This is a genomic window from Pseudomonas sp. DF11, assembly GCF_058148565.1.
The window spans coordinates 1,541,050-1,563,025 of record NZ_JBYVYN010000001.1 but is presented as its reverse complement, the minus strand read 5'-3'; the positions used below and the strand labels follow the sequence as shown (position 1 = coordinate 1,563,025).

Genomic DNA, 21,976 nt, shown 5'->3' with positions numbered 1-21,976 from the left:
TGCCAGAAAGCTTGGCCAAAAAAAGGATACCTGCGGGGGTATCCTTTTTTACATCCTGGCCCTTAAGCCTCGGGTACTGGACAGCTCAAATCCCCTTCCTTGCACTTGAGATAGGTCTTGAATGCCTCGACCCGGGCTTTGGTCTGGGCTGTGATGCAATTGCTGTAGATCAGCGGATAGACGCTGCCGCCCTCAACCCCAGAGGCGGAAAAATTGCATTCGGCGTCACGGAAGCCTATCCAGGCACGCTGGGCCTTGACCAGCATTTGCTTGGCCTCGGGATTGTCCTTCAAGCGTGCTGTGATCTGCTTGTACAAGCTGTTCAGCTCGTTGTCAGCGGCCTTATTCTCTTTGGCAGCGCATTGGTTCATTTCGCCTTGGGTGGCGGCGTTGGCGCAGTCGTCGGCCTGGGCAACAGTGAAGAAAAGCAGCGGCATCAGGCTCATAAGCAAGCGTGGGGACATATTCGGTCTCTCCTTGAGGGGTAAACGCCGTGGGAGTTTACATCGCCTATGCAGTTTTAACGGCAGCGAGTGCTAAACAAGAGTCTGATACAACTTTCCGGTTGGCCTCGTGGTCTTACAAGCCTACTGTTGAAACACAGGAGGTGACTCATGCATTCATCCGATCGCATTGAAAGAAAGATCCTGCTCAAGGCTCCGCGCTCTCAAGTGTGGCGAGCCCTGGCCAATGCCGAAGCCTTCGGCCAATGGTTCGGTGTCGCCCTTGAGGGGAAACGGTTTGTGGCAGGTGAGCGTACCCAGGGGCAAATCACTTACCCAGGTTACGAACACCTCATCTGGGACGTAGCGGTGGAGCGAGTGGAGCCCGAGCGGGTGTTCTCGTTTCGCTGGCATCCTTACGCTGTTGAGCCACAGGTGGATTATTCCCAGGAATCTGAAACCCGGGTGCAATTCGAACTCGAGGACATGGATGGCGGTACTTTGCTCAAAGTCGTGGAGTCGGGTTTCAACAATATTCCCGAGGCCCGCCGGCTCAAGGCTTTTCGCATGGACAGCCGTGGCTGGGACGAGCAGATGGCCAACATTGAAACCTTCCTGAGCAAGTCTTGATCCTGGCCTGCTGACAGGGCTAAGGGTTTTCGGAGGGGGTTGTATAGCGAATGTCTTACACGAGATGGTAGCTATGTCGTCTATTTCATTTTGGATCCGAGGCGTAATCTGGACTCATCCACTGAAGCACAGGAAGTGCTCAGGATCAGGGACGATCGACCTTGCAAGGAAAGCTATCGACAGGGAGTCGTAATGGTCTTGGAAAAACCCGCTTCGGCGGGTTTTTTTTCGCCCATAAAAAGCCTGAAAGTCTCCTATAGCGAAACGCTTACACGCCGTTGCTGCTTTCTCGTCTTTTTCCGAAACTCGGATGAACCTAATCTATGTTCATCCACTGGGTACAGGGAGTGCTCAGGGTCATGGATGATTGGACCAGGCATGGAATGCCGGACAGGAAGTCAAATTGGTCCTCAAAAAACCCGCCTAGGCGGGTTTTTTTTCGTCTGTGAAAAAGTGAGCTGATCATGCCAGGCGCCGGGCCATGGTGCGGTCGGAACCATCGGCCGCCAAGGTTTGGCCGCCAGGCGTGCGGTCCGCGCCATCGGCCGCCAAGGTTTGGCCGCCAGGCGTGCGGTCTGCACCATCGGCCGCCAAGGTTTGACCGCCAGGTGTACGGTCAGCACCATCGGCCGCCAAGGTCTGCCCGCCAGGCGTACGGTCTGCACCATCGGCCGCCAAGGTCTGACCGCCAGGTGTACGGTCAGCACCATCGGCCGCCAAGGTTTGACCGCCAGGTGTACGGTCAGCACCATCGGCCGCCAAGGTCTGCCCCCCAGGCGTCCGATCGGCACCATCGGCGGCCACAGGCAACTGGTAGTCGCTAACTTGGGTAAAGAAACGGTCTTGCTGCTGGCTGGGCAAGGCAAACGCACTGATGCTCAGGGCGAAGGTGGTAACGGCGATCAAAGTGTTGAACGTTTTCATGGTAAAGACTCCGGTCATATCAAGGGGTGAGTGCCGGGTCGTTCAGATATCGCGATCTGCTGAACCCGTTGCAGCGGCGACGGTTGTCTTGCTGCATGGGTTCAGATTAGGGGCGAGGCGGGATTGGTCGTTAGACGGATACTGTCCTGGTTTTGCCTGATCCTGTTTGTGTGGGGGATCAGGCGCTACTGGCTTGCAGCGCCTGGGCACGCAAACGCGCGATGTCCTTGCTCGGAGAAGCGCCAAATAGACGGCTGTATTCGCGGCTGAACTGCGAAGGGCTTTCATACCCCATCTTGTAGCCGATTGACGAAACGTCGCTGTTCTCTGCCAACAGCAACCGTCGGGCTTCCTGCAAGCGCAGCTGTTTCTGGTATTGCAGCGGGCTCATGGCGGTTACGGCTTTGAAGCGGTGATGCAGTGCCGAAGGGCTGAGATTGATCATTTGTGCCAGGCTGTCGATGCTCAGCGGCTCGGCATAATGGGTATTGAGCCACTCGATGGCTCGGCTGATGCGATGGGTCTGGGTATCGGGAATGGCGATTTCATGCAAGCGCTGGCCTTGGGCGCCACGCAGCAGGCGGTAGAAAATCTCCTGTTGAGCCAACGGCGCGAGGGTGGCGATATCGTCCGGGCTGTCCAGCAGCCGCAGCAAGCGCAACACCGCGTCGAGTAATGGCGCATCGATACGGTCCAGGAATAACCCGCGTCTGGTTCTTTCGGCCGGTACGCCGATAGGGCTGGCGTCGGCAATCAGTCGGCAGATCTGCGCCGGGTCGATATCAAGACGGATGCATAAGTAGGGGCGCTCAGGGCTGGCTTCAATCACCTGGCCGGCCAACGGCAGGGTCACCGAGACGACGAGGTAATTGAGCGGGTCATACACGTAGCATTCGTCCGCCAGCCGCACTTCCTTGCGCCCCTCGATAATCACGCACAAACCAGGCTTGTGCACGGTGTGCAAGGCCTCGGTCGGCTGGTCGCTACGGATCAGGTGCAAGGCCTCGATGGCCGTGGGGTGGACGCCGAACTCCGGCGCAAAGCGCTTCATCAGGCTCGCCAGTTCGGCGCGGCGCTGGCTGACGCCATCGTCTGGCGCAATGTGGATGGACGTGGATACCGACATACCAATCAACCTCCCTGGCCAAATAAGTGGACCGCGCTAGTAAAACCGATTGCGCGGCTGTCGGCCAGAGTCGGTTTTATCGCTACAGGATCGTGCAAGTGCGCAGGAGGATCCGGCTAACCCGCGCCTGGGTCGGTTCCCTAATCTGGAGCTGTCAAAACGCTCCCTCCGGGGGCTAACACATCCAGACGAGGAAACCATCATGTCCGATATTCAAAACAAAGTAGTGGTCATCACGGGTGCCAGCAGCGGGATCGGTGAAGCAGCGGCGCGGCTGCTCGCGGCTCGCGGTGCTCGTGTCGTGCTTGGCGCCCGGCGCATCGATCGTTTGCAAACACTGGTACACGAACTCGAAACCGCCGGCCAGCAAGCGGTCTGCAAGGCCGTGGACGTGACCCGTCGCGACGATGTCCAGAACCTGATCGACTTTGCTGTCGAGCGGTTCGGCCGGGTCGATGTGATCATCAACAACGCCGGGGTCATGCCGCTCTCCAAGCTCGAAGCTCTGAAAGTCGAGGAGTGGGACCGCATGATCGACGTCAACATCCGTGGCGTGCTTCACGGCATCGCTGCCGGCTTGCCGCTGATGCAGCGCCAGCGCAGCGGCCAGTTTATCAACATCGCGTCCATTGGTGCCTATGCCGTCAGCCCGACCGCCGCGGTGTATTGCGCCACCAAGTTTGCCGTGCGGGCGATTTCCGAAGGCTTGCGCCAGGAAGTCGGGGGGGATGTGCGCGTGACGGTGATTTCCCCTGGCGTGACCGAATCGGAACTGGCCGAGAGCATTTCCGATGAAGGTGGACGTGCCGAAATGCGTGAGTTCCGCAAGATCTCCATTCCGGCCGAAGCCATCGCCCGGGCAATCGCTTACGCCATCGAACAACCGGCGGACGTGGACGTCAGCGAACTGATCGTGCGGCCTACCGCCAGCCCGTTCTGAACCCAGGTTTACCCAACAGGAGATATCCCATGAGAAAGGCCTTTGGAGACCAGGACAAATTTGTCGGCCTGTGGGTGACGGCTGATGGCGTGATTCGCCATCGGCTGCTGCCGGGAGGGCGTTATGACGAAGCGCGAGGTTTGCGTGAAAGCGCCTACCAGGGCGATTACTGGCTGCAGGACGACCATATCGAATACCACGACGATACCGGCTTCACCGCCGATGGGGATTTTCGTGAGGGCGTGCTGTATCACGCGGGGATGGTGTTGTATCGCCAAGGTGAGTGATGAACCCAAGGTTGGCACCTGACCGTTGTGGCGAGGGGATTTATCCCCGCTGGGGCGCGAAGCGCCCCCCATTCGAGCTGCTTGACACACCACTGCGTCAGGTTTTGGGGCTACTTCGCAGCCCCGCAGGGATAAATCCCCTCGCCACAGGTTTAATCCTGTCTCCAGTTAGCAGTTTATGCCTGGCTGAGGTCCATCGTTACACCCGTTCCAACCGCGCCGCAGCACGCTGGGCGATCTGCGAGCGCACCCGGAACGACTCTGCGGTACGCCGGTGCGCTTCCTCCAGGACGCGCGTCGGCGCAGTGTCCGGGCTGCCGGCGTTGAACGGCGGGGCAGGGGCATATTCGAGTTGCAGTTGGACCAGTTCGGCGGTGTCCTGGTCGAACAGTTCGGCCGCCAGGGTCAAGGCAAAATCGATCCCGGCGGTAATGCCGCCACCAGTGAACAGGTTGCCATCGCGGACCACGCGATCCTTGACCGGCGTCGCGCCCAGGGTTTGCAGCAGGCTGTGATAGGCCCAATGGGTGGTGGCGCGCTTGCCCTGCAACAGGCCCGCCGCACCGAGCACCAGCGAGCCGGTGCACACCGAGGTGATGTATTTCGCCTCGGCGGCCTGCCGCTTGATGAAGGCCAGCGTCTGCTCGTCTTCCATCAGAGGGCCGACACCGGTGCCGCCGGGGACGCAGATCACGTCGAGCTTCGGGCAGTTCTCGAACGTAGTGGTGGGCAACAACACCAGCCCGGTGCTGGCGGTGACCGGGGCCAGGTCCTTCCAGATCAGGTGGACCTTCACGTCTGGCAACGAGGCCAGTACGTCGTAAGGGCCGGTCAGGTCCAACTGTTGGACCTGGGGGAATAACAGCAAACCGATCTGCAGCGTCATGTCACGTTCTCCTGTGGATGATTGCCCGAGGGGTGGACGGTTCTACTTTAGATCCGTAGGCTCTGGCGTATACGCCAATAAACCCACGAATCACGCCAATATGCCCAACTCGCCGAAAACCGTGCATGTCCTGGCCTTCGCCAACGTGCAAGTGCTGGATGTCACCGGACCCTTGCAGGTCTTTGCTTCGGCCAACGACCTGGCCCGCCAGCAAGGCCTGCCGTTGCCCTACGCGCCGACGGTCATCGCCGTGGGTGGCGGGGCGGTGACGTCCTCGGCGGGGTTGGCGCTGCTGGCCGAGCCGCTGCCGAGCGAAGGCAGCGATACGCTATTGATCGCTGGTGGCTGGGGCGTGTACGAGGCGGCGAAGGACCCGGCGTTGGTGGCCTGGGTCAAGGATCACGGCTTGCGTTCGCGGCGAGTGGCGTCGGTGTGCACCGGGGCGTTCCTGCTGGCCGCCAGCGGTTGGCTGGACGGACGACGCGTGGTGACGCACTGGACCCGCTGCGAACAACTGGCCGAGCAACATCCGCAACTGCGGGTCGAACCCAACCCGATTTTCATCAACGACGGTCCTGTGTGGACCTCGGCGGGGGTCACGGCTGGCATCGACCTGGCCCTGGCACTGGTGGAGGAAGATCTGGGTCGCGCGGTGGCCCTGGAAGTCGCCCGGCATCTGGTGGTGTTCCTCAAGCGTCCTGGTGGTCAATCGCAGTTCAGCGTGACGTTGTCGCTGCAAAAACAGGGCAGTCGGTTCGATGACCTGCATGCCTGGATCGCCGAAAACCTCACCCGTGACCTGGGCCTGTCGAGCCTGGCCGCCGAGGTGGGCATGAGCGAGCGCAGTTTTGTCCGGCACTACCGCGCCGACACCGGCCAGACCCCGGCGCGGGCGGTGGAGTTGATTCGCGTGGAAACCGCTCGCCGTCTGTTGTCCGATACCGCCGTATCGATCAAACGGGTGGCGGTGCAATGTGGCTTCGGTAGCGAAGAAACCTTGCGCCGCAGTTTCCTGCGGGCCATGGGCGTAACGCCCCAGGCCTATCGCGAGCGCTTCGCCGTCAGCCCTCAAGCAGATCCAGCAATGCCTTGAGCGTGGCCTCAGGGGCCTCCTGGGGAATGTTATGGCCCACGCCGGCCAGCACGCGGCGCTCATAAAAACCGCTGAAATGCTCGGCGTCTTCATCGTGTTCCGGCGCGGGCCCCACGCCATCGTCGGCCCCGCACAAGGAAATGCTCGGCACGCTGATGGCTGGCTGTGCTGCCAGTTGCTCCTCCATCCACTCCAGCGTCGGGTCGCCCGGTGCGTACATGAAGCGATGGCGGTAGGAATGGATCACCACATCGACGAAGTCCGGGTTGTCGAACGACGGGGCGCTGAGGGGATACAGTTCGGCGCCGCGCTTCCAGGTGGGAGACCACAGGCGCCAGAGCAATTCACACAATTCACGGCGGTTTTGCGTCAGGCCTTCGACACCCCGGGCCGTGTGGAAGTAGTACTGGTACCACAACCGATGTTCGGTTTCCGGGGGCAGTGGCTGGGTGGAGCGGGGAATGTCCTGCAGATTGTAGCCGTCGCCGGTCACCAGGCAGCGCACGCGCTCGGGCCACAGCGCCGCGACGATACACGCCGCCCGCCCACCCCAGTCGTAGCCGCACAGTGCCGCTTGGGGGATGGAGAGTGCGTGCATCAAATCCAACAGGTCCTGGGCCAGGGCCGCTTGCTGGCCTGAGCGCAGGATGGCCGGGTTGTTGAACCGGGTCGGGCCGTAGCCGCGCAGGTAGGGCACGATGACCCGGTAGCCGCGCTCGGCCAAGACGGGCGCTACTTCGTCGAAGGCCCTCGGGTCGTAAGGGAAACCGTGCAGCAAGATGATCGGCTCGCCGCTGGCGGGGCCATGTTCTTCGTAAGCGATGCGCAACAGCGGCGTCACTGCGAAGTTGACCTTGGGATTCAAGTTCATGTTGGCCTCCGGTATAGCGCGGTTGCAGTCAGGCAGGCTCCTGATTGACGTATTTGGCCCGATCCGGCGTGAAGGTCACGATCATCTTCGTGTTGGCGCAGGTCAGGGTGCGTTCCTGAGTCAGGTCGATGTCCAGGTCTTCACCGCGCAGGCCCTGCCATTGGGCAAGGTATTTGAGGCAGCCGAATTTTTCGCTTTTTTTCAGGCTGCGGCTCACGCCACCTTTCCAGCCTAGCACCGGCAACTCACCGGCCAGGCAGCGTTGCGCCAGCTCGGGAAACCTCACCGCGCGATCGCGGCCGATTTCCCAGCATTTGATCAGGCCCCGGTCCTGGCCTTCCCAGAGCTCTTCGCGGGTCAGGCCTGTTCGGGGTGGGGTGGTGATGGGGCGTTTGATATGAGTCATGTCAGATCCTTGAGTCGGGTTTTTATCGGGCAGCTCCGCTGCACCCGTGAGTGCATCGATCTTAGGAGAGGGTTGTGGGGCTGGCAACTCGAAAGGGGGCGTAACTGGTTTTTGTGGCGAGGGGATTTATCCCCGCTGGGCTGCGCAGCTGCCCCTTAAACAGTCAACTCAATCTGCCTGATGCACCGAAGCGCTGGTTACAGGGGCCGCTTCGCAGCCCAGCGGGGATAAATCCCCTCGCCACAGTGGTGCGGTGTTCCTACAAAAAAATAGGTGAACCGGAATTTTCTGACGAGTCGCGGCGGTTGCCGGTTAGGAAAGGGCAGGGATAGGCTTTGCTCGTCGCTGCAAAATCAGCGACCGGGTTTGGTCACCCGTCCAATGTCAGGCGCACACGCGCCAACCTCAGCATGTCGGCGCTTTTTTGTGTGCTTGTCGGTATGCTTTGCGGTGGGCTGTGCGCGGGGCACTTTCGAGTGCGCCGGGTGCCTGACTTCCCGGTTGACCAACCTGCGTATAGCCCACCACCCTCGTTTGGTCACGAGGTGGGTGAGCTCAACTTCAAGTCAGGAGTTTCACTATGGTCAAGATCACCCCCAACCCGCCACGCGCCGAAGACCTCTCTGCCTACACCACCCTCGACACAAAAAAACTCCGCGAAGCCGCCGACCGGGCGTTGAACATCCACTTGTCGCCCACCCCGCCCAAACCCGACACCCAGGACGGCCAGGTTTTCACCGTGGTCCCCGGCCTCAACACCGAATCAGTGCTGACCACCCTCAGCGAAACCCTGGCCTCGGCCGATGCGCTGGTCAGTGACCTGGGGTTCGAGTTGGAAGGTTCCCGGCGGCATGTTGCGCTGGGGATCCAGCAGTTGATCGAGCTGGCCAGGTTGCTGGCCAACCGCGCGTTGGATGACATCGAGCTGGCCGAGTCGACACGCTAGCTGGCGCAATGCTTTTGTGGCGAGGGGATTTATCCCCGCTGGGCTGCGAAGCAGCCCCAAAACCCGATACAGTGGCGTGTCAGGTAGATTGAATGGGGGCCGCTTCGCGCCCCAGCGGGGATAAATCCCCTCGCCGCAGTGTGTTCACTCGAAAGTGGTACCGATCTCGCTCACGGCTGCCAATGATTCTTCTCCCCGCTCAACTTGCGGTCCAGGAAGCTCGCCGCGCTGATCAACGCCAGGTGAGTCAGGGCCTGCGGCGTGTTGCCCAAGTGGTAGCCGTGGCTGTCGAACTCTTCGGCGTACAGCCCCAGCGGGCTGGCGTAGCGCAGCAGTTGTTCGAACTCCAGCTGGGCTTTCTCCACGCGGCCGGCGCGGGCCAGGCATTCGACGTACCAGAACGAGCAGGCCGCGAATGAGCCTTCGATGCCGCTGAGGCCGTCGATGGGGCTGTCGTCGTTGCGGTAGCGATAGACCATGCCGTCGCGCACCAGGCTTTTTTCAATGGCGTCGAGCGTCGAGAGCCAACGCGGATCGCGGGCGCTGACGAAGCGCACCAGAGGCATCAACAGCATCGAGCCGTCCAGGGCGGTGCTGCCCAGGCGCTGGACGAAATGCTGGTGTTCCTCGCTCCAGAAATTGGTCCAGATGTCCTGGTAGATGGCCTGGCGGGTTTCGTCCCAGCGGGCGAACGGGGCGGGCAGGGAGCGTTTTTCAGCCAGGCGGATGGCGCGATCGACGGCGACCCAGCACATCAGCCGTGAATGCAGAAAATGCTGTTTGTCGCCGCGCATTTCCCAGATACCCACATCCTTGTCCTGCCAGACCTTGCACACTTGGTCGACCACGTCGACGGTGTGTTTCCAGCCTTGATGGGAGATGGCTTCGCCGTATTTGTTGACCAGGTACACGGCGTCCATCAGCTCGCCGAAGATGTCCAACTGCACCTGTTGGTAGGCCAGGTTGCCGATGCGCACCGGTCGTGCGTTGCCGAAGCCGCTCAGGTGCGGCAGCTCGGTTTCCGGCAGCTCCAGCCGACCGTCCAGGCCGTAGAGGATATTGAGTTTGATCGGCTGGTCACAGCAGTCGCTGACCCGCTCGCGCAGCCAGCGCATGTAGGCGTTGGCTTCTTCGACGAAGCCCAGGCGCATGAACGCGTAGACCGTGAACGAGGCGTCGCGGATCCAGGTGTAGCGGTAATCCCAGTTGCGTTCGCCGCCACGGGTTTCCGGCAGGCCGAAGGTGGCGGCGGCGAGGATCGCGCCGTGTTTGCGCGAGGTCAGCAGTTTCAGCGCCAGGGCGGAGCGGTTGACCACTTCTCGCCAGCGTCCGCGATAATTCGATTGGCCGATCCAGCCGCGCCAGAAGGCCAGGGTGCGTTCCAGGCAAATTGCGCTGACGTCATCCTGAAGCCGCGGGTCGTCGATGCCGCCCAGCAGGAACTCGGCGCTCTGGCCCTGTTCCAGGGTGAACTCGGCCACCGCCGCATTGCCGTCCAGCGTCATGGGCTGATCGGCGCACAAGCGCAGGCTCGGTTGCCCCGGCGCCTCGAAACAGATGTGGGCACCATCCTGGCGTGCGGTGGTGGCGGCCCGGGCATAATCGTGACGCACCGCGCAGCGCATGCGAAACGTCGCACTGCCGATGGTCATGCGCACCCGGCGCATCAACACTGGCAGATCATCCTCGCTGTCGCCGATGGGCAGCAGGTCGGTGACCTCCACCACGGCGTCGTCGCTCAGCCAGCGGGTTTGCAACACGTTGGTGTCGGGCAGGTAGATTTGCTGGCGGCGGGCGTTCGACAGGTCTGGCGCGAGTTGGAAGATGCCTGCCTCCGGGGTGTCCAGCAGCGAGCAGAAGATCGATGGGCTGTCGAATTCCGGCCAGCAGAAAAAGTCGACACTGCCGCGGTCGTTGACCAGCGCAGCAGTGCGCATGTCGCCGATGATGCCGTGGTTCTCGATGGGGCTTTGCGGTTCGTCATGATCAGCCATTGTCGCGAAACCCCGGGTAAAGGCTCATCCCGCCATCGATGAACAGCGTGGTGCCCACCACATAATCGGACAAGTCCGAGGCCAGCCAGACCACGGCGTTGGCGACGTCTTCCACATCGCCGACGCGACCGTAAGGAATCAGTTCCAGCAATTTCTGTTCCTGCTCGCCCTCGGTGGCTTCGCGGTTGATGGCCGTGCGGATGGCGCCGGGGGCGATGCTGTTGATGCGGATGCGCTGGTGGCTGGTTTCCTGGGCCAGGCTCTGCATCAACAGATCGACACCGCCCTTGGACGCCGCGTAATTGACGTGGCCGGCCCAGGGAATGCGCTGGTGCACCGAACTCATGTGGATGATCTTGCCAGCGGCCCGGGACACGCCTTGGCGAATGCCCTGGCGGGTGAAAATCCGCAGGGCGGCGCGGGCGCAGAGGAATTGGCCGGTGAGGTTGGTACCGATCACGGTGTTCCAGTCCTCCAGGCTCATGTCGACGGCGGCGGCGTCTTTTTGCAGGCCGGAATTGGCCACCAGGATGTCCAATGTGCCAAAGGCTTCGAGGGTCTGGGCGAACAGCCGTTCGACGTCCTGCTCCTTCGACACATCGGCACCGACGGCGATGGCGCGGCCACCGTTGGCGTTGATTTCACGGGCCAGGTCTTCGGCCGGGCCGGCGCTGGAGTGGTAATTGAGCACGACGGCGGCACCGGCGGCGGCCAATGCCCTGGCCGCGCCTGCACCAATGCCGGAACTGGCGCCGGTGACCAGGGCAACCTGTCGGGCGAGGGATATCTGCATGGTCTAGCACCTTGAAAAGAGGGCCTTACCTGCTGACTGGTGTGAGGTGCGTAGAGTTCATTTGGGTGAAGCAGTCTTCACAATCCACTAACCACACCGCCCATGCCGAATACAAAATCTGTGGCGAGGGGATTTATCCCCGCTGGGGCGCGAAGCGGCCCCATTCGAACCGCCTGACACGCCACAGTTGCCAGGTTTTTGGGCTGCTGCGCAACCCAGCGGGGATAAATCCCCTCGCCACAGATAAATCCCTCGCCACGAAAGCGGTGTCCGGCTGTTACCACCCACGCCCCGAATTCACCCAGAAATTCACCGACAACGACGTCGACACCGACTCCACCTGATGGAACCAACCTTCCGGCAAGAACAGCAAGTCCCCGGCCCCCAGTGTCACGCGCATGAAGGTCACGTCGCGGGCGTGGGGGAAGCGTTGGTAGTCCGGCGCGTCGGGGTTGAAATCACAGCCGTCCAGCCCGCCTTGGGGCGCCGTGGACCAGGTGCCAAGGGCTTCGCGGTGATGGGGGGCGGCGAGGGTGAAGGTTTTCTCGCCCCAGACCTGGGCGAACAGGTTGTCGGTGTCGTCGCGGTGCAGCGGCGTGAGGGTGCCCTTGGGGCCGATCCAGATGCGCGGCGGGATGAACAGCGAGCGGTCGAAGTAGGGCGGGTACTCGATCTGCTCCATCAACTGCACCGGCAGGATGTTGTTGCCCATGTAGGCCGGTGGTTCGCCATCGCTGCCCTTGACCGCCGGACTGTCCAGGGAGGCGATGAAATCGGCCATGGATGTGGAGCGGAAATCCCGCTCGGTGGAGAAGGTTTTCTTCACGTAGTCGCCGTGGCGGGTGATGCCTTGCAGTTCGGCAAAATGCACCAGGGATTCTTCGCGGCTGAGCTTGAACAACGGCCAGTCCTGCAAGGCATCGCTGATGACCAGCGGAATACCGTGGGGCAAATAACGCGCTTGGAACTCCCGCACCGACAGCCCACTGCGGGGCCGACGCTCCACGCTACGTTGGACCGGCAGGCTGGCGGTGAGTGTTTCGCTAAAGCGTGGTGGGGTGGGGTAGCGCTTGTTCATGTCGACCTTTTCCGCCACGCCACCGCCATGCCGGGCATGGTCGATGATCTGCGGCAGCAACGTCGCCAGGCCCATGTTGCCGCCGATCTTCAGGCGACCGCTGGCAAACAGTTCTTCAACGTTGGCCATGCCGGCCATGATCCCGAGGAAATCCTTTTCCGCCACTTCAATGGTGACGTCAGGACTGGTGTGCCGACCGGCCTGGGTACGGCTGCTGGCCTTGACCTCGGACCAGTACGCCTGGTGCGGGCCGAACACGAATTGGAAAACGCCTTCGATGCCAACGGCGCCGGCATTGGCGAACAGCTTGCCCAGGATGGTTTGCAGGTCCACGGCGGTCACTCTTGCGGGTTTTTGGTCTTAGCAGGTAACGAGGGCCTGGATCAGAAATTTAGGCCCCGTCACTGCATCATCGACCGTCGCCCTAACGCGTCGCGACCATGAACACCCGGGGAAACGGCAGCAGCACCGTCCCATCGTCCAGGGCCGGATAAGCCTGTTCGATTGCCTGGAGATAGCGCGCCAGGAACTGCTCGCGTTGGGCCTCATCCAGCGGCTCGAGAAAGGGCCGCAAGGCGCTGCCCTTGAACCACTCCACCACGCCTGCGGCGCCGCCGGCCAGGGGGTGATGGTAGGTGGTGCGCCATACATCGACGCGGCTGCAGTGGGGCTTGAGGATTGAGTAATACGTGCTGGGATCCGCAACTTCGGTACGTGAATCAGCCGCCCCGGCCAATTGGTTGGCCCACGGTCCATCGGCGGCGATTTCCCGCATCAGGCGGTGGGAGGGCTGGTGCAGGGTGTCGGGCATCTGGATCGCCAGGCTGCCGCCGGGGGCGAGTTTGCCGAGCAGCGCGGGCAGCAGGCTGGTGTGATCGGGCAGCCATTGCAGCACGGCGTTGGCGAAGATCACGTCGAATGGGCCGGGTTCATCCCATTGGCCGATGTCGGCGGTGTCGAACGCCACGGCGGGCAAGCGTTTACGCGAGGCGTCGACCATGTCGCTGGAACTGTCCAGGCCGCGCACCGTGGCACCGCTGAAATGTTCCACCAACAGTTCGGTGGAATTGCCCGGGCCGCACCCCAGGTCGATCACCGAACGGGCCTGGGTGGGGGGAATGGCGGCGAGCAGGTCCCGGGACGGACGGGTGCGTTCCTGTTCGAAGGTGACGTATTGCTTGGCGGACCAGGCCATGGCGTTCTCCTGTGCGGCGCAGTGAGTCGAGGTGCGGCCAGTATAAGGCCGGGTGAAGAAGATAGAGGGAACGTAACGGTTTTGACTAATTCTGTGGGTTACGATTTCGTTATCTTCCCTACACGACCGATCGGAGAAAACCGCAGTGACCCAACTGACCCTGCTGTGCCTGCCTTATTCCGGCGCCAGCGCGATGGTGTACAGCCGCTGGCGGCGCAAGTTGCCGGCATGGCTGCAGGTGCAACCGGTGGAACTGCCGGGGCGCGGGGCACGTTTCGACGAGCCGCTGCACACCGACGTGGGCCCGTTGGCGATGCAACTGGCGCGGGAGCTGCTCCCATCGCTCCGGGCTCCTTATGCCTTGTTCGGCCACAGCCTGGGCGCACTGCTGGCCTGTGAAATCGCCCACGCCTTGCGTGAGCTCGGCGGCCCGGAGCCGGTGGCGCTGTTTGCCTCCGGCACGGCGGCACCGACGATGCGAGCCGACTACGATCGCGGTTTCGCCGAGCCGAAAACCGACGCACAACTGATCGAGCAACTGCGCACCCTCAACGGTACGAGCGAGGAGATCCTGGCCAATGAAGAGTTGATGGCCCTGACCTTGCCGATCCTGCGGGCCGATTTTTTGCTGTGTGGACGTTTCCAGCCGCGAGTGCGACCACCGCTCAACTGCCCGGTGCACGTACTCGGTGGCACCGCCGACAAGGCCACCACGGAGCAACTGATCGGCTGGCGCCAGGAAACCACGGGCAGCTTCTCGGTGGACATGCTGGCGGGTGGGCACTTCTTTATCCATGAGCACGAGGCCAAGGTGCTGCGGCTGATCAAGGATCAGTTGAGCGTGCATCATCGGCGGCATGGGTTGGCCATCAGCGCCTGATCCACTGATTCCCCAACAATCTGGCTCTTGTGGCGAGGGGATTTATCCCCGCTGGACTGCGAAGCAGTCCCGCCCAAGGACAACCTCAGTCAACCTGATACACCGGGTAGGCAGTTTTTGGGGCCGCTTCGCGCCCCAACGGGGATAAATCCCCTCGCCACAATGTGAGTGGTCTGTTCAATGTCTGGATGCTCTTCCTGACATCTATTCTCAAACGCTAATTTTTCCGGTCTGCATTCGTTTTATAGGGACGACTTGCCTTTGTGCCTTGTGCCCACTGATTCCGGATACCCCAGAAATGAATGCTGAAGACGCCTTGAAACTTGCTCGCCGGTTTATCGGGTTGCCCCTGGACAAGCGCCGGATGTTCCTGGCCGCGTTGGCCAAGGAGGGCGTGGAGTTCAGCGGTTTTCCCATCCCTCGGGGCGTCGAGGCCGAGGATCGCCAGGCCTTGTCTTACGCCCAGCAGCGCATGTGGTTTCTCTGGCAACTGGAGCCCGACAGTGGCGCCTACAACCTGCCGGGAGCGGTGCGGCTCAAGGGGGCATTGAGCCTGTCAGCGTTGGAACAGGCTTTCGCCGATCTGGTCGCGCGCCATGAAACCCTGCGTACGGTGTTCCAGCGCCAGGCCGACGACAGCCTGCTGCAAGTGCCCTCCAGCACTGCGCTGGTGATCGGCCACAAGGATTTCAGCGCCTTGCCAACCGTCGAACGCGAGCAAGCGGTGCGCCAGGCCGCCGAAGAGCAATCGATGCAGCCTTTCGACCTGTCCAGCGGCCCCTTGCTGCGGGTCGAACTGCTCAAGCTCGATGAGCAGGAACACGTGCTGCTGCTGACCTTGCACCACATCGTCTCCGATGGCTGGTCGATGAACGTGCTGATCGACGAGTTCATCCGTTTCTACGACGCCCATGAAGCGGGCGTTGCCCCGCAACTGGCCGATTTGCCGATCCAGTACAGCGACTACGCCCTGTGGCAGCGGCGCTGGCTGGAGGCCGGCGAGCTGCAGCGTCAACTCGATTACTGGCAGGCGCAACTGGGTGACGAGCACCCGGTGCTGGAGCTGCCAATCGACTATCCGCGGCCGGTGCTACCGAGCTATCGCGGCCGTCGCCTGGAACATGTGGTGGAGGCCGCGCTGGTCGAGCAACTGCGCGGCGTTGCCCGGCAGCACGGGGTCACGTTGTTCATGCTGCTGCTGGGCACCTTCAATATCCTGCTGCATCGTTACACCGGACAAGACGAACTGCGGGTCGGCGTGCCGATCGCCAACCGCAACCGCCGGGAGATCGAAGGGCTGATCGGCTTCTTCGTCAACACCCAGGTGTTGCGCGTGCAACTGGACGGCCAGGCTCGCCTCGGCGATCTGCTGCGGGATATCAAGGAAACCGCCCTCGGCGCCCAGGCCCACCAGGATCTGCCCTTCGAACGGCTGGTCGAGGCAATGAAACTTGAGCGCAGCCTGAGCCACAACCCACTGTTCCAGGTGATGTACAACCACCAGCCGGAAGTGGCCGACGTCACCACGCTGAAAGTCGGCAGCGGCCTGGAGTTGGGCGTCATCGAGTGGGAGTCCCGCAGCACCCAGTTCGACTTGAGCCTGGATACCTATGAAAAGGGCGGGCACCTGCATGCGGCGTTCACCTACGCCAGTGACTTGTTCCATCCCGAAACCATCGAGCGCATGGCCCGGCACTGGACGCTGCTGTTGCGCAACATCGTCAACGACCCGCAGCAGCGCGTCGGTGAGCTGGCGTTGTTGGCGCCGACCGAACATCGGCAGTTGATCTCCGATTGGGCGCGCCACGATACGACCTGGCCGAGCGAGCGCCCGGTGCATGAACTGTTCGAGGCGCAAGCTGAACGCAGCCCAGATGCCATCGCCTTGATCTGCGATGGACAACGGTTGACCTATGACCAGCTCAACGCTCGCTCCAATCGCCTGGCGCGCACGTTGGTGGCGGCGGGTGTCGGTCCTGACGTGCTGGTGGGCATCGCTGTCGATCGGAGCCTGGAGCTGGTGGTCGCCATTCTTGCCGTGCTCAAGGCCGGCGGTGCGTACGTGCCGCTGGACCCTCAGTACCCGGCTGAGCGCCTGCGGTTCATGATCGAAGACAGCGCCAGCCGTTTGCTCCTGAGCCAGAGCCATTGGCTTGAACGCCTGCCCGTACCCGAGGGCGTGCGTTGCCTGTGCCTGGACCAGGCCGAGTCCTGGGAGAGTGCCGAGCCAGGCAACCTGCAGCGCAAGGTTTGGGCCGAGAACCTGGCCTACGTGATGTTCACCTCCGGCTCGACGGGGCGGCCGAAAGGCGTGGGTATCAGCCACGGCGCGCTGAGCAAGCATGCGTTCGCCTCGCAGCACTATTACGCCTTGAGCAGCGCCGATTGCGTGCTGCAATTCGCCACGTTCAACTTCGATGCCTTTGGCGAGCAACTGTTCGGCCCGCTGACCTGCGGCGCCTCGGTGTTGCTGCGCGGCAACGAAGTGTGGGACAGCGAAACCCTGTACCGCCAGATCGTCGAGCAGGGCATCACGGTCATGGACCTGACCACCGTCTACTGGAACATGATCGCCAAGGAGTTCGCCGCTGTCGGTCCGCGTGACTACGCGGCGCTGCGCCAGGTACACAGCGGTGGCGAGGCGATGCCGCCCGAAGGCGTGCAGGCCTGGCGCCGGGCCGGGCTTGAACAGGTCAAGCTGCTCAACACCTACGGCCCGACCGAAGCCACGGTCACGGCCACCACCCTTGATTGCAGCGACTATGTCTTCAATCGCCGACCACTGCCGCTGACCCTGCCCATTGGTCAACCGCTGCCAGGCCGGCACACCTATCTGCTGGATGCGCACCTTGAGCCCACCCCGGTGGGGGTGATCGGCGAGCTGCTGATTGGCGGCGAGTTGCTGGCGCGCGGTTACTTCCAGCGCCCGGGCTTGACCGCCGAACGGTTCATCCCTGATCCGTTTTCCACCACCGGCGCGCGCCTGTATCGCACCGGCGACCTGGCGCGTTTCAACACCTTGGGCCAGATCGAATACGTCGGTCGCGTTGACCATCAAGTGAAGATCCGCGGTTTGCGCATCGAGTTGGGGGAAGTCGAAGCACGCTTGCTGGAACTGGAGGCAGTCAGCGAAGCCGTCGTATTGGCGGTGCAGGGTGGCAGCAGCCTGCAACTGGTGGGTTACGTGGTGCCCCAGGACGCAGCGCTGGTGTCGGCCTCGGCCGAGGAGCAGGGCGCGGCGCGGGAAACCCTCAAGGCGCAACTCAAGGAGCGCCTGCCGGATTACATGGTGCCGACCCAACTGCTGTTCCTCGCGCAATTGCCGCTGAGTCCCAACGGCAAGCTCGACCGCAAGGCCTTGCCTTCAGTCGATGCCAGCCAGTTGCAGCAGGCCTTTATCGCGCCTCGCAGCGAGCTGGAACGAGGCATCGCGGCCATTTGGCAGGACGTGCTCAAGCTGGAGCAGGTCGGCCTGACCGACAACTTTTTCGAGCTGGGCGGCGACTCGATCATCTCGATCCAGGTGGTCAGCCGCTCGCGCCAGGCTGGCATTCATTTCACCCCCCGTGACCTGTTCCAGCATCAAACCGTGCAAGGGCTGGCGCGTGTCGCGCAGCAGGGCGGCAGTGGGCTGGTCATCGATCAGGGAGCAGTCATTGGCGAGCTGCCGTTGCTGCCCATCCAGCAAGTGTTTTTCGAGGACGCCATTGCCCAGCGTCACCACTGGAACCAGGCCGTCTTGTTGCGCAGCCATCTGCCGTTGCAAACACCGGCGTTGTTACAGGCGCTCAACGCATTGCTGGCGCATCACGATGCCTTGCGTTCGCGTTTCATCGAAACCCCCGACGGCTGGCGTGCCGAGGTGGCGCCGGTGGAGGTCGACCCTGAGCTGCTGTGGACGGCGGACAACCTGAGCGCCGCCGAGCTGGAGGAGCTCTGTGCCAAGGCCCAGTGCAGCCTGGATCTGCAAAATGGCCCGCTGTTGCGTGCGGTACTGGCGAGCATGGCCGATGGCAGCCAGCGTCTGCTGTTGGCCGTGCATCACCTGGCCGTGGACGGTGTGTCGTGGCGCATCCTGCTGGAAGATCTGCAACGGGCTTATCAACAGGCCAGTGCTGGCGGCGCCATCAAGTTGCCAGCCAAGACCAGCGCCTACAAGGCCTGGGGCGAGCATTTGCAGGCCTATGCCAGCACCGAAAGCGTGCAAGCCGAATTGACGTTCTGGCAGCAACAACTGCAAGGCGCTGTGGTCGATCTGCCTTGGGATAACCCCCAAGGTAGCCGGCAGAGCCGTTACGCCAAAGTGCTGCACAGCCGTCTCGACAAAAACCTCACCCAGCAACTGCTGCAACAGGCTCCCGCAGCGTATCGCACCCAGGTCAATGACCTGCTGCTGACCGCCCTGGCGCGGGTGATCTGCCGCTGGACCGGGCAGGCCGACACCCTGATCCAACTGGAAGGCCATGGCCGCGAAGAGTTGTTCAAAGGCGTCGATCTGACCCGCACGGTGGGCTGGTTCACCAGTCTGTTCCCGGTGCGCCTGACCCCGGCCGATAACGTCGGGGCCGCGATCAAGCAGATCAAGGAGCAACTGCGGGCGATCCCGAACAAGGGCATCGGTTTCGGTGTGCTGCGCTACCTCGGCGATGACACGGCACAGGTCCGTCTCAAGGCCTTGCCCTTGCCGTGCATTACCTTCAACTACCTCGGCCAGTTCGACGGCAGTTTCGATGCCCGCGAGGGGGCGCTGTTCAGCCCGGCGGGCGAAAGCGCCGGGCTCGAGCAGAGCCCCGATGCACCGCTGGACAACTGGCTGGGCGTCGAGGGCCAGGTCTACGACGGCGAGCTCGACTTGCGCTGGACGTTCAGCGATCAGCAATTCAACGAGGCGACCATCGCCCGCCTGGCCGATGACTATGCCCGCGAACTGGAAGCGCTGATCGGCCATTGCTGCTCGACCGATGCCATGGGCGTCACGCCGTCGGACTTCCCGCTGGCGCGCATCACCCAGGCGCAGCTGGATGCGATCCCGGTGTCGGCTGCTGCTATCGAAGACATTTATCCCCTGTCGCCGATGCAGCAGGGCATGCTGTTTCACACCCTCTACGAGCAGGGCACCGGCACCTACATCAACCAATTGTGCGTGGATGTCGACGGCCTGGACCCCGAGCGTTTCCGCGCCGCCTGGCAGGCGACCGTGGACGCCCATGAGATCCTGCGCAGCGGCTTCATCTGGCAGGGCGAGTTGCAAGAGCAGTTGCAGATCATCCACCGCCGTCTGGCGCTGCCCTACACCGTGCTCGATTGGCGCGCACGCCATGACGCCGCCCAGGCCCTCGAGGATTTCATTGCCGCTGACCTGGCCCGGGGCTTCGACCTGACCCAGGCCGGGCTGCTGCGGGTCACGCTGATTCAACTGAGCGATGCGCGCCATCACCTGATCGTCACCAACCACCATATCCTGATGGACGGCTGGAGCAGCGCGCAGATGCTCGGCGAAGTCCTGCAGCGTTATGCCGGTCAACAGCCGCCGCGCCCGGTCAGCCGCTATGCCGATTACATCCAGTGGCTGCAGCGTCAGGACGCCGCCCTCAGCGAAGCGTTCTGGCTGGAGCAACTGGCCGATCTGCAGGAGCCGACCGTGCTCGCCAACGCTGCGGCGGCGAGTGCTGAAGTGCGCAGTGAAAGCGGTCATGCGCTCAGGCATTACACGCTGAACGCGCCGCGCACTGAACGGCTCAACGCGTTCGCCCGCCAGCAGAAGGTCACCGTCAACACCCTGGTGCAGGCGGCGTGGCTGCTGCTGTTGCAGCGTTACACCGGCAGCGCCTGCGTGGCGTTCGGCACCACCGTGGCCGGGCGGCCGGCGGAGCTGGTGGGCATCGAGCAGCAGGTCGGCCTGTTCATCAACACCTTGCCGGTGATCGCCGGCTCGCGTCCGGACCAGACGGTCGCGGCCTGGCTGGCCGCCGTACAGGCGCAGAACCTGAGCCTGCGCGAGTTCGAGCACACGCCGCTGGCGAGCATCCAGCGCTGGGCCGGGCAGGGCGGTGGCGCGTTGTTCGACAGCCTGCTGGTGTTCGAGAACTTCCCGATTTCCGCGGCGTTGCAACGTGGCACCGCCCAAGGTGTGGTGTTCGGTGAAGTCGCCAACCAGGATCAGACGCACTACCCACTGACCCTGGGCGTGACCTTGGGCGAGACGCTGGCGCTGCACATGAGTTTCGATCAGGCGCATTTCAGCGTCGCAACCATCGAGCGCTTGAGTGCACAACTGCTGCACTTGCTGGAGCGATTCGCCGACTCCGCCGAGCGTCGCCTCGGCGAGATTGCCCTGGCCACTGACGAGGAGCACCAGGCGCAACAAGCCGCCAACCACCCGCAGCCATACCCGACCGACATCGCCGTACACCAGCGCATCGCCGATCTGGCAGCGCGCAAACCGCACAGCACGGCGGTGATCTTCGATGACCAGCGCTTCAGTTATGGCGAGATCGACCGCCGGGCCAACCAACTGGCTCACGTGCTGATTGCCCGTGGCGTGGGCCCGGAAACCCGGGTCGGCGTGGCCCTGCCGCGCAGCGAAGGGGTGATTGTCGCGCTGCTGGCGGTGCTCAAGGCCGGCGCTGCCTACGTGCCGTTGGACACCAGCTACCCCCGTGAACGCCTGGCCTACCTGATCGAGGATTCAGGGCTGGCGCTGTTGCTCACCGATTCCCGAGTGTTGGCGCAACTTCCCCTGGAAGCCGCGGCCCAGGTGCTGGAGCTCGATCGCCTGGACCTGAGCCGGCAGCCGGCGGATGCACCATCGATCACTGTCGATCCGCAGAACCTCGCCTACGTGATCTACACCTCCGGTTCCACCGGCAATCCCAAGGGCGTGAGCGTGGCCCATGGTCCGCTGGCGATGCACTGCCAGGCCATCGGCGAGCGCTACGAGATGCGCGACAGTGATTGCGAATTCCATTTCATGTCCTTCGCCTTCGACGGCGCCCATGAGCGCTGGCTCACCAGCCTGACCCACGGCGCCTCGCTGCTGATTCGCGACGACAGCCTGTGGACCCCGGAACAGACCTACAACGCGATGCGCGAGCACGGCGTGACGGTGGTGGCGTTCCCGCCGGTGTACCTGCAACAACTGGCCGAACACGCCGAGCGCGAGGGCAACCCGCCGAAAGTGCGCATCTACTGCTTCGGCGGCGATGCGGTGCCCAACGCCAGTTTCGAACGGGTCAAGCGCGCCCTGGATCCGGACTTCATCATCAACGGCTACGGTCCGACCGAAACCGTGGTCACGCCGCTGATCTGGAAGGCCGGCCGCGAGGTGGCGTGCGGCGCCGCGTATGCGCCCATCGGCAGCCGCATCGGCGACCGCAGTGCCTACGTGTTGGACGCTGATCTGAACCTGCTGCCCCAAGGCATGGCCGGTGAACTGTACCTGGGCGGCAGCGGGTTGGCCCGGGGTTACCTGAACCGTCCGGGCC

The 21,976-nt window shown here is 62.8% G+C and carries 17 protein-coding genes (1 of these 17 cut by a window edge); 7 read left to right on the top strand and 10 right to left on the bottom strand.

The window, feature by feature from the left end:
- Window positions 1-62: 62 nt before the first annotated feature.
- Window positions 63-464, bottom strand: a complete 402-nt coding sequence (locus AC30D9_RS06665) for a lysozyme inhibitor LprI family protein (RefSeq protein ID WP_490143714.1) — start codon at window positions 462-464, stop codon at window positions 63-65.
- A 150-nt stretch (window positions 465-614) separates the two neighbouring features.
- Between AC30D9_RS06665 and AC30D9_RS06660 the strand changes: the two genes are divergently transcribed.
- Window positions 615-1,073 (top strand): SRPBCC family protein, encoded by a 459-nt coding sequence (locus AC30D9_RS06660; protein ID WP_134925167.1) that lies wholly within the window; start codon window positions 615-617, stop codon window positions 1,071-1,073.
- 462 nt (window positions 1,074-1,535) lie between these two features.
- On the opposite strand, the gene AC30D9_RS06655 is transcribed toward AC30D9_RS06660, so the two are convergent.
- Both AC30D9_RS06655 and AC30D9_RS06650 read right to left on the bottom strand, forming a co-directional pair.
- Entirely contained in the window at window positions 1,536-1,997 is a 462-nt protein-coding gene (locus tag AC30D9_RS06655; RefSeq protein WP_490143713.1) for a hypothetical protein, read from the bottom strand.
- 178 nt (window positions 1,998-2,175) lie between these two features.
- Complete coding sequence (locus tag AC30D9_RS06650; protein WP_134925165.1) at window positions 2,176-3,123, bottom strand: AraC family transcriptional regulator; 948 nt, start codon at window positions 3,121-3,123, stop codon at window positions 2,176-2,178.
- 202 nt (window positions 3,124-3,325) lie between these two features.
- Between AC30D9_RS06650 and AC30D9_RS06645 the strand changes: the two genes are divergently transcribed.
- On the top strand, window positions 3,326-4,063 hold the full coding sequence (locus AC30D9_RS06645) for an SDR family oxidoreductase (RefSeq protein WP_109754538.1): 738 nt from the start codon (window positions 3,326-3,328) through the stop codon (window positions 4,061-4,063).
- A 29-nt stretch (window positions 4,064-4,092) separates the two neighbouring features.
- Window positions 4,093-4,350 (top strand): Atu4866 domain-containing protein, encoded by a 258-nt coding sequence (locus AC30D9_RS06640; RefSeq protein ID WP_134925164.1) that lies wholly within the window; start codon window positions 4,093-4,095, stop codon window positions 4,348-4,350.
- Between the two features lie 199 nt (window positions 4,351-4,549).
- On the opposite strand, the gene inhA is transcribed toward AC30D9_RS06640, so the two are convergent.
- Complete coding sequence (gene inhA / locus AC30D9_RS06635; protein ID WP_134925163.1) at window positions 4,550-5,236, bottom strand: isonitrile hydratase; 687 nt, start codon at window positions 5,234-5,236, stop codon at window positions 4,550-4,552.
- Window positions 5,237-5,336: 100 nt separating this feature from the next.
- Here inhA and AC30D9_RS06630 point away from each other — a divergent pair, with 100 nt between their 5' ends.
- A complete protein-coding gene (locus AC30D9_RS06630; protein ID WP_307576477.1) occupies window positions 5,337-6,329 on the top strand; it encodes a GlxA family transcriptional regulator in 993 nt (330 codons plus the stop codon).
- Here the strand turns inward: AC30D9_RS06630 and AC30D9_RS06625 are convergent.
- Together AC30D9_RS06625 and AC30D9_RS06620 are read right to left on the bottom strand one after the other, a co-directional pair.
- A complete protein-coding gene (locus AC30D9_RS06625; RefSeq protein ID WP_134925161.1) occupies window positions 6,298-7,200 on the bottom strand; it encodes an alpha/beta fold hydrolase in 903 nt (300 codons plus the stop codon). The two genes, AC30D9_RS06630 and AC30D9_RS06625, sit on opposite strands and share 32 nt — an antisense overlap.
- 28 nt (window positions 7,201-7,228) lie before the next feature.
- Window positions 7,229-7,606 carry a hypothetical protein gene (locus AC30D9_RS06620; protein ID WP_134925160.1) on the bottom strand — a complete coding sequence of 126 codons (378 nt, stop codon included), beginning with the start codon at window positions 7,604-7,606 and terminating at the stop codon, window positions 7,229-7,231.
- Window positions 7,607-8,186: 580 nt separating this feature from the next.
- On the opposite strand from AC30D9_RS06620, the gene AC30D9_RS06615 reads away from it, so the two are divergent.
- Window positions 8,187-8,552: a DUF6124 family protein gene (locus AC30D9_RS06615; RefSeq protein ID WP_134925159.1), complete on the top strand. Its 366-nt coding sequence runs from the start codon at window positions 8,187-8,189 to the stop codon at window positions 8,550-8,552.
- A gap of 170 nt (window positions 8,553-8,722) precedes the next feature.
- On the opposite strand, the gene AC30D9_RS06610 is transcribed toward AC30D9_RS06615, so the two are convergent.
- The 4 genes from AC30D9_RS06610 to tam all read right to left on the bottom strand — a co-directional run bounded on the left by AC30D9_RS06610 (window position 8,723) and on the right by tam (window position 13,612).
- The gene (locus AC30D9_RS06610; protein WP_490143712.1) at window positions 8,723-10,546 is read right to left on the bottom strand and encodes a glycoside hydrolase family 15 protein; all 1,824 of its coding nucleotides are present in this window, start codon (window positions 10,544-10,546) and stop codon (window positions 8,723-8,725) included.
- The gene (locus AC30D9_RS06605) at window positions 10,539-11,339 is read right to left on the bottom strand and encodes an SDR family oxidoreductase (RefSeq protein ID WP_490143711.1); all 801 of its coding nucleotides are present in this window, start codon (window positions 11,337-11,339) and stop codon (window positions 10,539-10,541) included. Before AC30D9_RS06605 ends, AC30D9_RS06610 begins: the two co-directional genes overlap by 8 nt.
- A gap of 277 nt (window positions 11,340-11,616) precedes the next feature.
- Window positions 11,617-12,750 (bottom strand): cupin-like domain-containing protein, encoded by a 1,134-nt coding sequence (locus AC30D9_RS06600; RefSeq protein ID WP_490143710.1) that lies wholly within the window; start codon window positions 12,748-12,750, stop codon window positions 11,617-11,619.
- Window positions 12,751-12,841: 91 nt separating this feature from the next.
- Window positions 12,842-13,612, bottom strand: a complete 771-nt coding sequence (gene tam, locus AC30D9_RS06595) for a trans-aconitate 2-methyltransferase (RefSeq protein ID WP_490143709.1) — start codon at window positions 13,610-13,612, stop codon at window positions 12,842-12,844.
- A gap of 145 nt (window positions 13,613-13,757) precedes the next feature.
- Between tam and AC30D9_RS06590 the strand changes: the two genes are divergently transcribed.
- Both AC30D9_RS06590 and AC30D9_RS06585 read left to right on the top strand, forming a co-directional pair.
- A complete protein-coding gene (locus tag AC30D9_RS06590) occupies window positions 13,758-14,492 on the top strand; it encodes a thioesterase II family protein (RefSeq protein ID WP_490143708.1) in 735 nt (244 codons plus the stop codon).
- 298 nt (window positions 14,493-14,790) lie between these two features.
- On the top strand, window positions 14,791-21,976 hold the 5' portion of the coding sequence (locus tag AC30D9_RS06585; RefSeq protein ID WP_490143707.1) for a non-ribosomal peptide synthetase. The gene runs 5,348 nt beyond the window's last position; only the first 7,186 of its 12,534 coding nucleotides appear in the window; it begins with the start codon at window positions 14,791-14,793; its stop codon lies off the right edge, out of view.

Bases quoted from the DNA above. Each gene is read 5' to 3' on its own strand.
- AC30D9_RS06665 (WP_490143714.1), bottom strand. From the start codon at position 464: ATGTCCCCACGCTTGCTTATGAGCCTGATGCCGCTGCTTTTCTTCACT.
- AC30D9_RS06660 (WP_134925167.1), top strand. From the start codon at position 615: ATGCATTCATCCGATCGCATTGAAAGAAAGATCCTGCTCAAGGCTCCG.
- AC30D9_RS06655 (WP_490143713.1), bottom strand. From the start codon at position 1,997: ATGAAAACGTTCAACACTTTGATCGCCGTTACCACCTTCGCCCTGAGC.
- AC30D9_RS06650 (WP_134925165.1), bottom strand. From the start codon at position 3,123: ATGTCGGTATCCACGTCCATCCACATTGCGCCAGACGATGGCGTCAGC.
- AC30D9_RS06645 (WP_109754538.1), top strand. From the start codon at position 3,326: ATGTCCGATATTCAAAACAAAGTAGTGGTCATCACGGGTGCCAGCAGC.
- AC30D9_RS06640 (WP_134925164.1), top strand. From the start codon at position 4,093: ATGAGAAAGGCCTTTGGAGACCAGGACAAATTTGTCGGCCTGTGGGTG.
- inhA (WP_134925163.1), bottom strand. From the start codon at position 5,236: ATGACGCTGCAGATCGGTTTGCTGTTATTCCCCCAGGTCCAACAGTTG.
- AC30D9_RS06630 (WP_307576477.1), top strand. From the start codon at position 5,337: ATGCCCAACTCGCCGAAAACCGTGCATGTCCTGGCCTTCGCCAACGTG.
- AC30D9_RS06625 (WP_134925161.1), bottom strand. From the start codon at position 7,200: ATGAACTTGAATCCCAAGGTCAACTTCGCAGTGACGCCGCTGTTGCGC.
- AC30D9_RS06620 (WP_134925160.1), bottom strand. From the start codon at position 7,606: ATGACTCATATCAAACGCCCCATCACCACCCCACCCCGAACAGGCCTG.
- AC30D9_RS06615 (WP_134925159.1), top strand. From the start codon at position 8,187: ATGGTCAAGATCACCCCCAACCCGCCACGCGCCGAAGACCTCTCTGCC.
- AC30D9_RS06610 (WP_490143712.1), bottom strand. From the start codon at position 10,546: ATGGCTGATCATGACGAACCGCAAAGCCCCATCGAGAACCACGGCATC.
- AC30D9_RS06605 (WP_490143711.1), bottom strand. From the start codon at position 11,339: ATGCAGATATCCCTCGCCCGACAGGTTGCCCTGGTCACCGGCGCCAGT.
- tam (WP_490143709.1), bottom strand. From the start codon at position 13,612: ATGGCCTGGTCCGCCAAGCAATACGTCACCTTCGAACAGGAACGCACC.